11 protein-coding genes are annotated in these 13,827 nt (G+C 58.2%); 4 read left to right on the forward strand and 7 right to left on the reverse strand.

Features of this window, described 5'->3' with window-relative positions; all coding sequences use genetic code 11:
• Nucleotides 1–188: transposase (locus tag HBN61_RS21535; protein WP_524539063.1), on the reverse strand; the 188-nt coding region annotated here is incomplete at its 3' end.
• Nucleotides 189–284: 96 nt separating this feature from the next.
• Between HBN61_RS21535 and HBN61_RS21540 the strand changes: the two genes are divergently transcribed.
• Nucleotides 285–1,364: a fimbrial protein gene (locus HBN61_RS21540; protein ID WP_170047873.1), complete on the forward strand. Its 1,080-nt coding sequence runs from the start codon at nucleotides 285–287 to the stop codon at nucleotides 1,362–1,364.
• 8 nt (nucleotides 1,365–1,372) lie between these two features.
• On the opposite strand, the gene HBN61_RS21545 is transcribed toward HBN61_RS21540, so the two are convergent.
• The 5 genes from HBN61_RS21545 to mksB all read right to left on the reverse strand — a co-directional run bounded on the left by HBN61_RS21545 (nucleotide 1,373) and on the right by mksB (nucleotide 10,823).
• Entirely contained in the window at nucleotides 1,373–4,909 is a 3,537-nt protein-coding gene (locus tag HBN61_RS21545) for an ATP-binding protein (protein ID WP_262498823.1), read from the reverse strand.
• Nucleotides 4,910–4,998: 89 nt separating this feature from the next.
• Entirely contained in the window at nucleotides 4,999–5,628 is a 630-nt protein-coding gene (locus HBN61_RS21550; RefSeq protein ID WP_047273290.1) for a response regulator transcription factor, read from the reverse strand.
• Nucleotides 5,629–6,053: 425 nt separating this feature from the next.
• Nucleotides 6,054–8,894 (reverse strand): Mks condensin complex protein MksF, encoded by a 2,841-nt coding sequence (gene mksF / locus HBN61_RS21555; protein ID WP_047281798.1) that lies wholly within the window; start codon nucleotides 8,892–8,894, stop codon nucleotides 6,054–6,056.
• Nucleotides 8,891–9,553: an Mks condensin complex protein MksE gene (gene mksE / locus HBN61_RS21560; protein WP_047273292.1), complete on the reverse strand. Its 663-nt coding sequence runs from the start codon at nucleotides 9,551–9,553 to the stop codon at nucleotides 8,891–8,893. The genes mksF and mksE overlap by 4 nt, the downstream gene beginning before the upstream one ends.
• On the reverse strand, nucleotides 9,543–10,823 hold the full coding sequence (mksB, locus tag HBN61_RS21565; protein WP_170047874.1) for an Mks condensin complex protein MksB: 1,281 nt from the start codon (nucleotides 10,821–10,823) through the stop codon (nucleotides 9,543–9,545). Before mksB ends, mksE begins: the two co-directional genes overlap by 11 nt.
• A 168-nt stretch (nucleotides 10,824–10,991) precedes the next feature.
• On the opposite strand from mksB, the gene HBN61_RS21570 reads away from it, so the two are divergent.
• A complete protein-coding gene (locus HBN61_RS21570; RefSeq protein WP_047273294.1) occupies nucleotides 10,992–11,768 on the forward strand; it encodes a hypothetical protein in 777 nt (258 codons plus the stop codon).
• Nucleotides 11,761–12,213, forward strand: a complete 453-nt coding sequence (rimI, locus tag HBN61_RS21575; RefSeq protein ID WP_047281800.1) for a ribosomal protein S18-alanine N-acetyltransferase — start codon at nucleotides 11,761–11,763, stop codon at nucleotides 12,211–12,213. The genes HBN61_RS21570 and rimI overlap by 8 nt, the downstream gene beginning before the upstream one ends.
• A 119-nt stretch (nucleotides 12,214–12,332) precedes the next feature.
• Here rimI and HBN61_RS21580 read toward each other — a convergent pair whose 3' ends face one another.
• Complete coding sequence (locus HBN61_RS21580) at nucleotides 12,333–12,746, reverse strand: hypothetical protein (protein ID WP_047273296.1); 414 nt, start codon at nucleotides 12,744–12,746, stop codon at nucleotides 12,333–12,335.
• Between the two features lie 276 nt (nucleotides 12,747–13,022).
• On the opposite strand from HBN61_RS21580, the gene can reads away from it, so the two are divergent.
• A complete protein-coding gene (gene can / locus HBN61_RS21585) occupies nucleotides 13,023–13,667 on the forward strand; it encodes a carbonate dehydratase (protein ID WP_047273297.1) in 645 nt (214 codons plus the stop codon).
• The last annotated feature ends 160 nt before the right edge of the window (nucleotides 13,668–13,827 follow it).

Below are 13,827 nucleotides of genomic sequence, written 5' to 3' on the forward strand. Positions count from 1 at the left end.
TGGATGCGCAGCATGGTTTCCAGAGGATAGGGTTTTCTACCGCCGCCGGCCTTGGGGTAGAACGGTTCGATCAGCTCCAGCAGGCCTGCCCAGGGCACCACCTGATCCATTTCGGCGAGGAAGCGCTCTCGGCGGGTTTGCTTGCGCTTGCCGGCGTACTCAAAGTCGGAAAAGCTCATCTGGCTCATGGGCGGCTCGGATCAGGTGTTGCGGGGATTCTCGCATAACTGAAGGCTTGTTCGGAGATTCCTTAGGGCGCGTCACATAATCTGGCGCAATGCTGGATGCTTTCAAAGAAGGGCGCTTATCAAGGTCAGACGTATATCGCTGCTCATAATCTTGATGGGGTCTTTCACGCGGTATTTACGATTTATCTACAGCGGTTCACCTTGGGTGAGCGGCCAGCAGGAGCAACGATGAAATATATAATCGGTGTATGTTTGACGTTTTTCATGCAAACACTCTTGGCCTCGGATTGTCGAGTCGACGGCGGCCGGTGGATATGGATACCGACCCACAAAGTCGTCGACGTGCGCGTGCCCGTTAAAATCACTCCCGGTTCAAGGCGCATTCTGTTGGATGGCTATACTCTGGAGTGCATCTTTTCTTATGACAGTGGTCTTCCCGCTTCGGCCAGGGATTATTGGCATACCACCTTGAATGGCGTTGAGCCGGGCCCAAAACTAATGGGCCATACATTAGGACTTAATATTCATAACGTCGACTACGATGCCCCCGTTCGGCCGGGGATTCATATTGCGATCATGTATAACAATCATGTGCCCGCCAATATGCGCACGTATATGTACATTCTCAACCGGGGTGACCCCTCTAATCCCATTAATATTCGATATAACGATCTCATCGGAACCATACTCTTGAGACAAACCAATAATACGGGTAAGCCTCCGGTGCCGGTGGTGCGCATTAATTTGATTGCGAACAACAGCCTGATCATTGAGCCCTCAACGTGTACGATCAATGGCAATCGGGCAATTGATGTGAACTTTAATCAAGTGGACCCCGCCGCCATCGGTGAAAGTTCTGCCAGCACATCGGTCACCAGAGTCGTGCGTTTAAATTACTCTTGCCCCAACCCAGGCATAACAATGCCCATCACCATCACATTCAAAGGGGTTTCATCGGCGTTCAATTCCGGGCTGCTGCACATGAGCAACCCGAATCTGGCGACGGGCTTGTTACGGGGCGGCGTGCAAATAGGGCCCAATCAAGCTTTCCGAACCAACCTCTACAACAGTTCAGGCGCGGACGATGTGACCTTCGCCCTGGTGCGTAAAAGTGCCACCACCCCGGCCAGCGGGAACTTCACCGGCAGCGCCACACTGGTGATGGGGTTGCCCTGACAGGCGCCTCAAACCCGATACACCTCGATCACTTCCAGCACCTGGGCCATGGCCTCGTATTGTTCATCCACCCGTTGGGCCAACTGGCTCCATTCAGGGCTGAGGCAGGCCTTTTCCAGCTGCTCGCAGCAGTGGGCCAGGTGGGTGGCCTTGATCATGCGGGCGCCACTTTTAACTTTGTGCGCAATTTCGCTCATGCCCGGCAGATCGTTTTTGGTGAACGCATTCAATAGCCCGCCCATGTCGTCTTCCAGGCTGTCGATCAAAGGCTCAAGCAAGTTTTTCAGGGCGTTGGCATCTCCGCCGGTCAAATGCTCCAGCGCTTCAAGGTCAATGAGCGGTGTAACCCCCGCATCATCCTGCTCGTTCTGCACATTGATGGGCGCCCGCTCAGCGCTGGCCAGACGGGCCTCCAGGCTGTGCAAACTGATGGGTTTGAACAGGCAGTCATTCATACCCGCCGCCAGACAACGTTCGGCTTCTCCAATCTGGGCGTTGGCGGTGAAGCCGACAATCAAGATGGGAGCGTTATTGGCTGCCGCTTCTTCGGCCCGGATGGAACGGGTCATCTCGTAACCATCCATGACGGGCATGGCGCAGTCGGTCATGATCATGTCGAAATGACGGCTGCGCCAGATTTTCAAGGCTTGCGCGCCGTCTTCGGCTTCTATCGCCGAGTGGCCCAAATACCCCAGTTGTTGGGTCAGTAACTTGCGGTTGGGCGGGTAGTCATCGACCACCAAGACGTTGAGCGGCCGCGCATTGCTTGACGGCAAGCGCGGGGCTGGCGCGACAGGTGTTTGCGACAGCAGCGTCACAATGTCGAACTGCATCGTGATGCACGTGCCTTTGCCCACGGTGCTGTTGAGCGACAAGGTGCCGCCCATCAAGTCGCAAAGTTGACGGCTGATCATGAGCCCGAGCCCCGACCCGCCCGGTTTTTGCGCGCGGGTGTTGACTTGGGAAAAGGGGCTGAACAGGCGTTTTTGATCGCTGATGGAAATGCCGATGCCGGTGTCTTCAACTTGCACATTGAGTCGCAGCCGCTCGCCGTCCTCCGATCCTCTGGCCCGTACGCTCAGGCGTACCTGACCGGCATCGGTGAACTTGATGGCGTTGCTCAGCAGGTTGGACAGAATCTGTCGGAAACGCAGCGGATCAATCAATACGTCGAGGTTGATTTTGGGGTCCAGCTCGGCACTCATCTGTATCCCTTTTTGTTGCGCCATGCCCTCAAACACGCGCACGGTGGATTGCACCAGCGTCATCAACTGCGTGCGTTGCTGGTTGAGCGACATTCGTCCGGATTCGATTTGCGCGATGTCCAGAATGTCTCCGATCAGCTCAAGCAAGCCGTGTGCGGCTTCGGAAGCCACATTGATGGACGCTTTGTCCGCCACGCCTTGTTCGGCTTTTTTCATGGCCAGCTCCAGCATGCCGATCACAGCGTTCATCGGTGTGCGGATCTCGTGGCTCATGGTGGTCAGAAAATCGCTTTTGGCCAGGTTCGCCTGGTCGGCATGGTTCTTCGCTTCTTTGAGTTGTTCGACCAATTGCTGGCGCTCACTGATGTCGATCCAACCGCCGATGATGCCCATGACCGCACCATCGCTGCCGCGGTAGGGCAACACCCAGTGATAAATGGTCAGCACCTTACCGTCGGGCAGGGTCAGCGAATGATCACGCAGCACCGGGCGCCCCTCTTGCATCACCTCCAGGTAGTCGGTGTGGTAAACCCGGCGCTGGTCTTCGGGGTTGAAGGTGGACTCCAGCAGGTTTTTGCCGATCACGGCTTCGCGGCTCACGCCAAAGGCTTGCAGGTACACCTCATTGCAAATCAGCAAGCGTCCCTCGCGGTCGCGCACATAGATCGGGTGCGGGGTGCCGTCGATCAAGGTGCGCATGAACGCCAGTTGGTCATTGAGGGCACGCTCGGCCTGATCGCGTTTTTGCACCAACCCCCGCAAGTAGGCAATCCACACCACCCCCACAGTCAGCACGCCCAACAGCATCAGCGTCACTTTGATCACCGTCGAGCGATTGCGTACCCAGTAGCGATTGTCCAGCACCACAGCGCTTTGCCAGCGATTGGTCAGGGTGTCCATTTCCTCGGGGGAGATACTGGTCAGTGCTTTGCCCAGAATCGAGTACAGCGCGTGCGCTTCGGGGTGGATGGCCAGGGCGAACTGGGCAGGGGCGACCCCGACGGTGCTGCGGATGCGCAGGCGTCCGCTGTACTGCTGCTTGATCAAATAGCGGGCACTGATCAATGAGTTGATGGCTCCGTCCACCTCACCTTTGGCGGCCATGGCCAGCGCGTGCGCCGAGTTGGGCGCGGACACCAGATTGACCTTGGGAAAATTTTGCTCAAGGTAGGTCTGCATCAGGCTATCGGTCACCAGCGCCACGCGTTTGCCTTGCAGCTCATCGAGGGTGGCAGGGCTCCCGGGTTTCAATGGCGTGACCAATACAAACGGCGTGGTGAGATAGGGTTTGGTAAAGCGCAGCACATCTTGCCGGTTGCTGCTGGGGGTAAAGGCCGGTGTCAGATCGGCTTCACCCCGGCTGATCAGTTCGGTCAACTGGCTGACGGAAGGGCTGCGCACCAGATCAAACTTGAGCCCGGTGCGCACACTGATCTTGGCCAGCAAGTCCGCCGCCAGGCCGCTGAACATGCCATGTTCGTCATAAAAATTAAACGGCAGAAAATCCTCTGTAACGGCGACTTTCAGGCGCGGGTTTTGGTCAATCCAGCGTTGTTCGGCGGGTGAAAAGTGCAGCGGCCCGCGGCCCTCGAATTTCATGCCGCTGACGCCCCAGCGGCTCAGAATCGCGTACTGCTCATCGCTGGGGATGCGCGCCATGGCCGCATTGATCAGCCGCAGCAAACGCGGGTTGGGGTGATGCACGGCAAACGAAAAGGGATGGCCTTCAAGGCTGGAGAAATCCTTGAGGTACACGTTGTTCAAGTAGTTTTTGTTGATCAGGTAATTGGTACTGATCGCGTCCCCCAGATACAGGTCGGCCTGACCAAACGCCACGGCGCCGATGGCGCTGAGGGTTGAGGCGTATAACTGCACGTCGGCTTGCGGGTAAGCGGCTTTGACCTCCTCAACCGGCTGGTAGTGATACAGCATGGCCAGCCGCAGGCCATTGGGCAGCGCTTTGGTCCTCGGGTCATCGCCCATCCGGGTGACCAATACTGGCGTGTCCAGCGCATACGAGGAAGAAAAGACCAGTTGTGGATCAGCCATTTCATACCCGTTGGCGGTCCCCAGCAGGTCGATTTCACCCCGTTTCAACGCCGAGATCACGTCGCCCCGGGACGCGTAGCGACGCACCTTGAACGGGACTTGCAGCAAGTGGCTGAGCAGGCCGGCATAGTCCGCTGTCACCCCTTCAAAGTAATCACTGCCGGTGGAGATATCGAAGGGGGCGTAGTCCGGGGCGGAAGTGCCCAGCGTCAGTGCCGCTTTACCGGTTAACCATTGCCGGTCGCCTTCGCTCAGGTCCAGCGGCAGGACGTCGATGTGCGAGCGGGCCAATAACTGCAAATCAACAGGATCGGCCTGGCAGACAGACGTTATGCACAGCGACAAACAGAACAAAGCATATCGCCGGGCTGACACGGTTTTCATTCGACCAAGTTATTGCGCTTGGCAAACTCGGCCAGGTACACCACCGATTTAATGTTGAGTTTGTTCAGGACGCGGGTCTTATACGTACTGACCGTTTTTTCGCTCAACAACATGGTTTCAGAGATTTTTTTATTCGAGTAACCCGACACTAAATATTGAAGTGTGCGCAGTTCACGGTCAGACAGTTTTTTTATAAGTTGTAGGTCGCTGGGTTTGTCATTGTCAGCAGTTGCGACATTGGCATCCGGGTCATTTAAATAAATACGGCCACTCATCACATGATTGATGGCCTGGGTCAGCGCATCGACATCTTCTGTTTTTTCAATGAAGCCGATGGCCCCCGCGCGTATACACCGATCTGCGAAAAACGCAGAGCCCTTGGACGTCAGAACCAATACTTTGATGGGCAAGCCGAGAATATTTAATCGCTTCAACACTTCGAGCCCATCGAGCTTGGGCATCGACAGATCAAGCACGATCAAGTGCGGTACATGAGAGCGCGCCAGGTCTAATGCTGTTGCACCATTGTCGGTCTCAGCAGCGATCTGGAAGTTGGCTTTTTCAAGTACCAATCTGACTATTCTTCGAATAAAGGGATGGTCGTCTACGATAAGGGCTTTACGCATGATTTCTCCTACAACTTCTCAAGAGTTCCTTGTAGGCTTTTGTCTTCAATGCTCACAAGTTGTGAAAGCAAAGCGCTTTTTAATGTTGCAAAGTTTAAACGTTATTTCAAATCATAAACATAGTTAATATTCGTGAGATGCCATTTTGAGCGTGCGCTGGCCTGTGGGTGAATGCGTTGGCAGGCGAGTTTCCAGTTGTTGTTTTTCCTTTGTGTTTCAGAGACTTCTTAATGATTTTTTAGAGTTTGCCGTTTGATTGCGATGTAGTTGGTAGGAGTTTTCTGAAATTTAAAATATATTTTTTATTTGCCTCAAGACTGATCTAAAAGACGGTTTAAGGGCGCTAGGTTTGCGCCCGATTACTACGGGCGGGCATAAAAAAACCGCGATCGGTGATCGCGGTTTTCAGGGGTTAACGCTTGGGGTCAGGCTTCGTCCAGCTCGGGCAATGCCGTGTCAATCGCCTTGGCAGGCTGTACTTCGTCATGGCGGCGAATGTACTTCCAGTCGTCCTCATCGATATAAATACCGTTAGGCCCGCTGCCGCCCTCAAGGTCGATGGCCACATGCGCACAGACCTGCGGTTTCACGCTCGCCAGAATCGGTACAAACCCCAACTGCAAGCTGGTTTCGAGCAGCGCGGTCTGGTTCTTTTCATCGATGTCCGCCGCCTCATCCAGGTAGTACGGCAAACGGATGCGCCCGGCCTGCTCGCGGTCCATCAAGTGCAGCAACAAATACATGTTGGTCAGCGCCTTGATGGTCATGGTGGTGCCGTTGGACGCAGCGCCGTCAATGTCGGTATGGATCACCGGCTGGCCGTTGACCTTGGTGATCTCGAACGCCAGTTCGAACAAGTCCTTGAGGCCCAACTGGTTATGGTTGGCGGCCACGAGGCGAGCCAGATACTCCTTGGCTTCCTCGTTTTTTGTGTCCTGTTCGGCGCTTTGGCTGAGGTCGAATACCGAAAGGGTTTCGCCTTCTTCGTACTGGCCAGCGCTGTGGATAATTTGATCGATGTGCTTGAGGGCTTCCTTGTTGGGGGCCAGCACGATGCGGAAACTTTGCAGGTTGGACACCTGGCGCTTGTTGATCTCGCGGTTGAACAGCGCCAGTTGATGCTCAAGGCTGTCGTAGTCACTGCGAATGTTGCGCAACGTGCGGGCGATATCGGTCACCGCCGCACGACGCGCTTTGCCCAGGGTCAGGGCTTCTTCGGTACGGTGCGCGTAAGCGTTAATCAACAGTTGCAGGCGGCGCTCCATGTCGTCTTCGCTGTCGAACTTGGCCACGCCCTTCAAGCGCACTTGGGCATAAAGGGCTTCGATCTGGCCATCACAGCGCAGCAGGCTTTGCCACGTGTCCTGGTAGTCGTTGAGCAGCGGCAGCAGGTTGTCCATGGAGTCGTCGACCGGGTCCATGAACGGCGTACCGAACGGCAGGTCGGCGGGCAATAATTGACGGCGGCGCAGGCTGTCATCCAGCGTGCGCTGTTTGGCTTCCATGTCGCCCAGTTGACGGGCGACCAGTTGCAGCTTGGCCGACAGCTGTTGAACGCGCTCGGTGAACGCATCGCTGGAGCGCTTCAACTCGTCCTGGGCGGCTTCGGCCTGAGCCAGTTGTTCCAGTTTCTCGCCTTCCTCGGCACTCAGCGTCTGGCTGCGGCGGAAGTCTTCCAGCGCTTTTTGCGCGTCCAGTACCTGTTGGTAAAGCGACTCGGCTTCACTCTTGCTCGCCGCCCGATCAGACGTCACGGCTTGCTGGGTTTTGAGCTGCTTGAGTTCTTTGTCCAGACGCTCTTTTTGATCGCGTAACGCGGCCCGGTCTGCCAAGGCCTGCAAGGCAGGTGGCTCGATGTGGCTGAGGTCAATCGACAACCCCGGTGCTTCAAAGCGCTCGCCTTTGAAGCCGTCGAGGATCATCTCCAGTGATTTGACCCAGGCGTCGCTGTCGTCCAGTGCAATCCCGTGTTCGCCCAGCGGCAGGCTGAACAGGGCGCTGTTGAACAGGCGCATCAGGCGCTCGACATCCTGCTGCGAAAACTCTTCGCGCAGTCGTGCATAGCTGTTGTTGTCGGCGTGATCGAGTTGCTGCTTGACCGACTTCAGGCGTTTTTCCAGATCCCGGACCCGTTCGTCCAGGTCCTCGGCGCTGAACTGCCGCGATTGCGCCAGGGCACCGGCCAGTTCGTCGTGGGCGTCCTTGGCGGCGAGCAACTGCTGCTCCAGCACCTTCACATCGTCCACCAGGGCAAACCGGTGCTTGAGCACGGACAGCTCGCCCAACCAGCGCTGGATGCCGGAGATTTCACGCTCCAGGCGCATCAATTCCTGAGTGCTGCTGCGCTGATCGTTTTGCAGCGCGTCTTGCTCGTGACGGTAGTGCTCGGACTGGGCCAGCAGCTCTTCTTTGCGGGCCCCCGAATAGTCCTGCCATGTACCGAGCAATGAGTCGAGCAGGGGAGACAGGCGGTGCAACTTGCCGCGCAGCAGATCGCGCTGGCGCACCCCGGCCGCCAGCGACTCAACCAATGGCCCGGCACCGACCAGGGCGTTGTAGTCCTGCTCCATGCGGCGTACGTCGCGGAAGGCCTCTTCACAAGCGGCAATGTAATCCACACTGCCCGAGCGCAGGCTGTGCTCGAAGGCATCGAGGAACAGCTGCTTGAGTTTGGCGGCGGTGATTTCGCGCATGTGCAGCAGGTTGATAAACAGCGCGCGGAAGGTCTTCAGGCTTTGCTCGCTGGTGGAGCGCAGCGGGATCAGTGTGAGGTCGAGCGGGATGGACGTGTGGCCGCCCACCAACAGGCGCCGCAGTTCATCGGGTTTGAGTTCATAGGCTTTAAGGCCGTTGCGCTCAAGGTTGTTGAACAGCTCTTTTTGCCGCAGGCAGGTGTCGTCTTTTTGGTAATGCGCCAGGTCCAGTTGACCGGCGTAGGCAAAAAACTGGTGCCCGAAACCGCCGCCCGGGCCACGGCCGACCACGCCAATCACGTGCGGGCCATGGGGCAGCGACACTTCGACGAGGATGTAGCTGGTGTCGGAGGCAAAGTAAAAACGCCGCGATTGTTCGAGGCTGTACTTGCCGAAGCTCATGTCCGACATGCGCGCCAGAATCGGGAACTGCAAGGCGTTGATCGAGGCCGATTTGCCCAGGTTGTTGGCCCCGTACACCGACAGCGGGTGCTCCAGCGGGAACAGCCCGAGGCTGTAACCGGCAGTGTTCAACAAGGCAAAACGGCGTATTCCGTAGCGTTCCTGGCTCATGCATCCATCTCCTGTTGCTCGGCGGCAATGGCACGCGCCAGTGCGGCTTCTTCGTCTTCTTCCTCGACCTCGGGGTCGTCACCGGCCAGTACGGGCGTCGGCAGCGGCAAGATGCTGTGCAGGCTGGCGGCCAGATCGCGGTCCTGCTGCACCGACAGGCACACATCCAGAAAGCGGTGCATCGGCGGCAGAAAGCGGTAAATGCCGTTTTCTTCACCGGCAAAGCCGAGCTGGGTCATGCGGCGCATGATCTTCTCTTCCAGCTCGTCCTGAGTGGTGACCTCGGCCTGTACGAACAGGTCGCGGTATTTTTCCAGCAGCGCGGGCAGTTCGTCGCGGCCCAAGCTGCCGCCATCGAGCACGGCAATCGGGTCGCGGCCCTGATCGGCCAGGTGCTCGACAATGATGAACGTGAACAGCGCCAGACGCTGTGCGGTCTTGTTCACCTGGGCGGTGGCCGTGTCGGGGACGAAGTAATAAAAACCGCGGGTGTCACACACCAACTCAAAGCCCAACGCCTTGAACAGCGCGCGGTATTGATCCTGGAAATTCGACAACTGCGCGTACAGCTCGGGGTCGCGCCGGCTGACGTGATAGCCCTTGAACAGTTCGCGAAAAATCGGTGCCAGTTGGGACAGTTCAGACAGATCAAGATGCATGGAGAGGGCTCGCAGTAGGCTCGGTTGCGGCTTCGCTACGTGACAGCAGGGCGAAAGAGCGCAAGCTGACCACGTGTTCGTGGGTGTGATACTCGCGGCGTTCGAGACGCTCGCGCACGAAGCGTTTTTCCCGCGACAGGCGCGAGAACCAGTACAGCAATTCGTCGGTGTCGCCGTCGGGCTCTTGTGCCAGCAACCAGCTCATCAAGTCCGGCATGGGCAGTGCATCGCTGCAGCGGTCGAGCATTTCTTTGACCGTGCGCGGCGCCTTCGGGGCTTCGCCGCCTTTTTGGGTTTTGTGCGCCTTGGGGAACCGCGCAGGTTTTGGCTCGAAGCGCGCCAACGCATACACGTACGCTTCCACTTGGCTGGCGCTGCCCAGAAAGGTGCTTTGCGGGCGGGTGAACATCGGCATCGCCGCTTGTGGCACGGCGTCCAGCCCTTTACGGCGGATCGCGGCCAGTGCCAGCGCCGCGCCGCGGGTCACGGCATTGTGGCGGCGGGCTTCTTCGCGCAACGGCAACAACAGCTCGCGCGCATGGCGCAGGGTGAGTTGAGCGCTGGTTTGCATTTCGAGGATCCGCGCGTGGGTACGCAGCAGCATGTCGTCGTCGACCAGGTGGCCGAGGCGCTGCTGTTCGCTGAGCATGCGCAGCAGCACGTTTTCAACCTTGCGCACACCTTGCTCGAAGGCGCCGTCGGCGTTGACCAATTGAATCATCGGCTCAACGTATTCATCCCACGTCGCCAGCACTTCGGCATACCGCTGGCGCAACGGGATTTGCCGGTCGCTGGTCTTGGCACGTTCTGCCACGGCCACCAGCGCCTGCTCATCGTTGGCCAGTTTTTTCAGTACGTCGCGCACGCGCATGTCCAGCAGACGCAGTTGACGCGCCAGATCGTTGCCGTCGCGGATGTCGAACGCATCCTGGATATACCCCGCCAGACGCTCAAGGTGGCGCAGGTAGGCTTCGATTTCCAGGCACAGGCCGAGGCGGTGTTCGCGCCGCAAATAGGCCAGGAAGTCATGGATTTGCGCATTCAGCTCGAAGCGGTTCGGGCTTTTGGCGACCGGCACCAGAATGTCGAGCCGGATCCAGCTGTCGAGCACGTTGGTGATGTCTTGAGGGGTGCTATCCAACTGATGCGCCGCCAATTGCAGGCGCAGTTCGCTGAGGCTCAACGTGCCTTGGTCGAAGTGTTCGCACAAGGGCTCAAGGAGTGCCCAGTGCTCGGCGAGGGCACGTAAAACGCGCTTGGGTTCGATCATGGGAAGGCCGGTCGATTGGCAATGAAAGGCGGCGATTGTACTGCGCACATCTTCCCTTGGCGATCTGCCGCCCGAGCGCCTGCCCACCGTTTAGCGATCAACTGCGGGCGGGAAGGGCAGAAGGGCGGTAGAATCCCCGTTCTTTTGTTATCCACAGATGGCCGACCCTTGTTGAACGAGTCCCGCCGCCGCGCTTATTTGACTGCCATGCAGGTGGTCACCTGGTTACCGCGCACCGAATTGCCGTTCGCCGCCCCGTCGCGGCCTGAACTGCTGGTGGTCCCCGAGCCGCCCGCAGCGCCGGTCATGGCGCCGCCTGTTGCCCAGGTGGCGGCGGTGCCGAGCAAGCCTGCCGAACGCCCGAAGATCGAAGTGCCACGCCCGTCCGTCACCCCGCGTGCAGCGAGCAAACCGGTCGCCGAAGCCGACGCTGCGCCCGTGGTGGCCAAAGTAGTGCCCTTGCCGGCGCCGCGTTTTGCGTTGCAATTGCTGCGCGCCGGTCGCTGCCTGGTGCTGGTGGAGTTACCCACAGGCGGCGCGTTCCAGAGCCGCGACCCGGCTTACCTGTTGCTCAAAGACATGCTGCGCGCTGCCGGACTGCCGGACAGCCCGCAAATCATTGGCGAGCCGATTCGCTGGCCGTTGCTGCGCCGGGGCAATGTCGATCAGGGCCCGGAGGCCGCACGGGAATTTGTGCAGGGTTTTTTGATGGCGCGCCTTGAAGACATCGAGTGTGCGTGTTTATGGCTGATCGGGCTGCCTGCCGTGCGTTTTGCGGGCCAAGCCAATGCCGAAGCCTATCACCGCGATCTGGACATTGAAGGGCTGGGCTGCGTCTGGGCGCTGCCGGGTCTTGAATTATTAATGGATGAGCCACACCGCAAAGCGGATGTGTGGCAAGCCATGCGCCGGCTGATGGCGCGCTGGAAACCAATCAATGAGTGACGCTGTAACTTTCCGCCCGATGACCGAGGCGGACCTCGATGCCGTGTTGAAAATTGAATACGCCGCCTTCAGCCACCCCTGGACGCGCGGGATATTCCTCGACGGGCTGGGCAAGTACCACATCTGGTTGATGTTTGAAGGCGAGCAGCAAGTGGGGCACGGTGTGGTGCAAATCATTCTCGATGAAGCGCACCTGCTCAATATCACGGTCAAACCCGAAAGCCAGGGCCGCGGCCTTGGGCTTAAATTGCTGGAGCACTTGATGTCCATTGCTTACCAGCATGACGCCCGCGAGTGTTTCCTTGAGCTGCGCGACAGCAACACCGCCGCGTTCAAGTTGTACGAACGTTATGGCTTCAACGAAATCGGCCGCCGCCGCGACTATTACCCGGCCGTGGGCGGGCGCGAAGATGCCGTGGTCATGGCGTGTACGCTGGTTGACTGACGGCATCGCCCTGGCAACAACCCGTTCCATAAAAGCCCCCGTACAAGACCCGGCGTCAACCGCCTGTTCACGGGAGCAATGCCCCCTCTCCCTTGGGGAGAGGGTCAGCCGAGGGGCGTTTATTCCTTGCGGCCCACCGGATCAATATCCGCCAGCTCAGCTTCATCCAGGCCACGACCTGCGCCGATCTCGTCTTCATTGACGACGCTCAAATCCCAGTCTGCCGCGCCACCCTCTTCTTCAAGGGCTTCGTAGGCATCCCGGGCACCGTCTTCAGGTATTAGCATGTCGGCGTCCAGATCGTCCGGGCTGGAATCACGCCCCGGCAGCGCCGCGCCACTGATTTCGCGGTTGCGCGGTCGATGCTCGCCCACATGGCGCGTGTACTCTTCATCGGTCACCAGATCGTCCAGTGATTCATGTGTGTCCACAGGGTCGTCAAAGTCGAGCGGTTCCACCGAGCCCATGCGGTCTTCGGTGTCGTCGATGTCCAATGGTTCTTCTGCCCCGAACGGGCGACGTGAATCGGTCATGGTAAATCCTCATACTGTGGGGCCTTGCCAGGGGCTGTTCGCGTTGCATTGCATGCCGCGTTGCTGGGTTACAGATAGCCGGGCAAGGTTCAGAGCAACACCCAAACCCCGTGGGGTTTCATCGCGGCTACTATGAAACGGCAACAGACCCTAGGGTGGACTGTAGTCAAGCGTGAAGATTCCACCCGATTGATCGCCGGATTTGGCATTTGCCCACGTGACGTCGACCGCCGGTCGGCTGTCAAAGCTGAGCATCAACTCTTGAGGCCTTACCGCATGAACGAACTACAAGACCTGATTGATAACAACGCGCGCTGGGCCGATGCGATCAAGCAGGAAGATCCCGAATTTTTCGCCAAGCTGGCCCGCCAGCAAACGCCGGAATACCTATGGATTGGTTGTTCGGATGCCCGTGTACCGGCCAATGAGATCGTCGGCATGTTGCCCGGCGATCTGTTTGTGCACCGCAACGTGGCCAATGTCGTGCTGCACACCGATTTGAACTGTTTGTCGGTGATTCAGTACGCCGTGGATGTATTGAAGGTCAAACACATTCTGGTCACTGGCCACTACGGCTGTGGCGGCGTGCGTGCTTCGATGAAGGACCAGCAGTTGGGGCTGATCGACGGCTGGCTGCGCTCGATCCGCGACCTGTATTACGAAAATCGCGACGTGCTGGCGCTGTTGCCCACCGAAGAAGAACGCGTAGATCGTTTGTGCGAACTCAACGTCATCCAGCAGGTGGCCAACGTGGGTCACACCAACATTGTGCAAAATGCCTGGCACCGCGGGCAGAGCCTGTCGGTTCACGGGTGCATCTACGGGATCAAGGATGGTCGCTGGAAGAGCCTGAACACGACCATCAGTGGGCTTGACCAATTGCCGCCGCAGTACCGGTTGCGGCCGGTCAATCCCGTTTAACGATCGCGGTTCATCCTGCCCCTCTCCCACAGGTGTATGGACCGGGGACATAGCGAACACTTTGTTCGGAGACATAGCGAACAGTTAACGTAGCTTTTTCCCTGATATTACAACCCCGGTCACTCTGTCAATTTGCGCAATACGATGGCTTCCCCAGAAG

Origin of the sequence: Pseudomonas sp. WS 5071 (assembly GCF_012985765.1) — a bacterium.
In the GTDB taxonomy this organism is placed as follows: domain Bacteria; phylum Pseudomonadota; class Gammaproteobacteria; order Pseudomonadales; family Pseudomonadaceae; genus Aquipseudomonas; species Aquipseudomonas lundensis_A.

Bases quoted from the DNA above. Each gene is read 5' to 3' on its own strand.
- HBN61_RS21540 (WP_170047873.1), top strand. From the start codon at position 285: ATGCTTTCAAAGAAGGGCGCTTATCAAGGTCAGACGTATATCGCTGCT.
- HBN61_RS21550 (WP_047273290.1), bottom strand. From the start codon at position 5,628: ATGCGTAAAGCCCTTATCGTAGACGACCATCCCTTTATTCGAAGAATA.
- mksF (WP_047281798.1), bottom strand. From the start codon at position 8,894: ATGAGCCAGGAACGCTACGGAATACGCCGTTTTGCCTTGTTGAACACT.
- mksE (WP_047273292.1), bottom strand. From the start codon at position 9,553: ATGCATCTTGATCTGTCTGAACTGTCCCAACTGGCACCGATTTTTCGC.
- mksB (WP_170047874.1), bottom strand. From the start codon at position 10,823: ATGATCGAACCCAAGCGCGTTTTACGTGCCCTCGCCGAGCACTGGGCA.
- rimI (WP_047281800.1), top strand. From the start codon at position 11,761: ATGAGTGACGCTGTAACTTTCCGCCCGATGACCGAGGCGGACCTCGAT.
- HBN61_RS21580 (WP_047273296.1), bottom strand. From the start codon at position 12,746: ATGACCGATTCACGTCGCCCGTTCGGGGCAGAAGAACCATTGGACATC.
- can (WP_047273297.1), top strand. From the start codon at position 13,023: ATGAACGAACTACAAGACCTGATTGATAACAACGCGCGCTGGGCCGAT.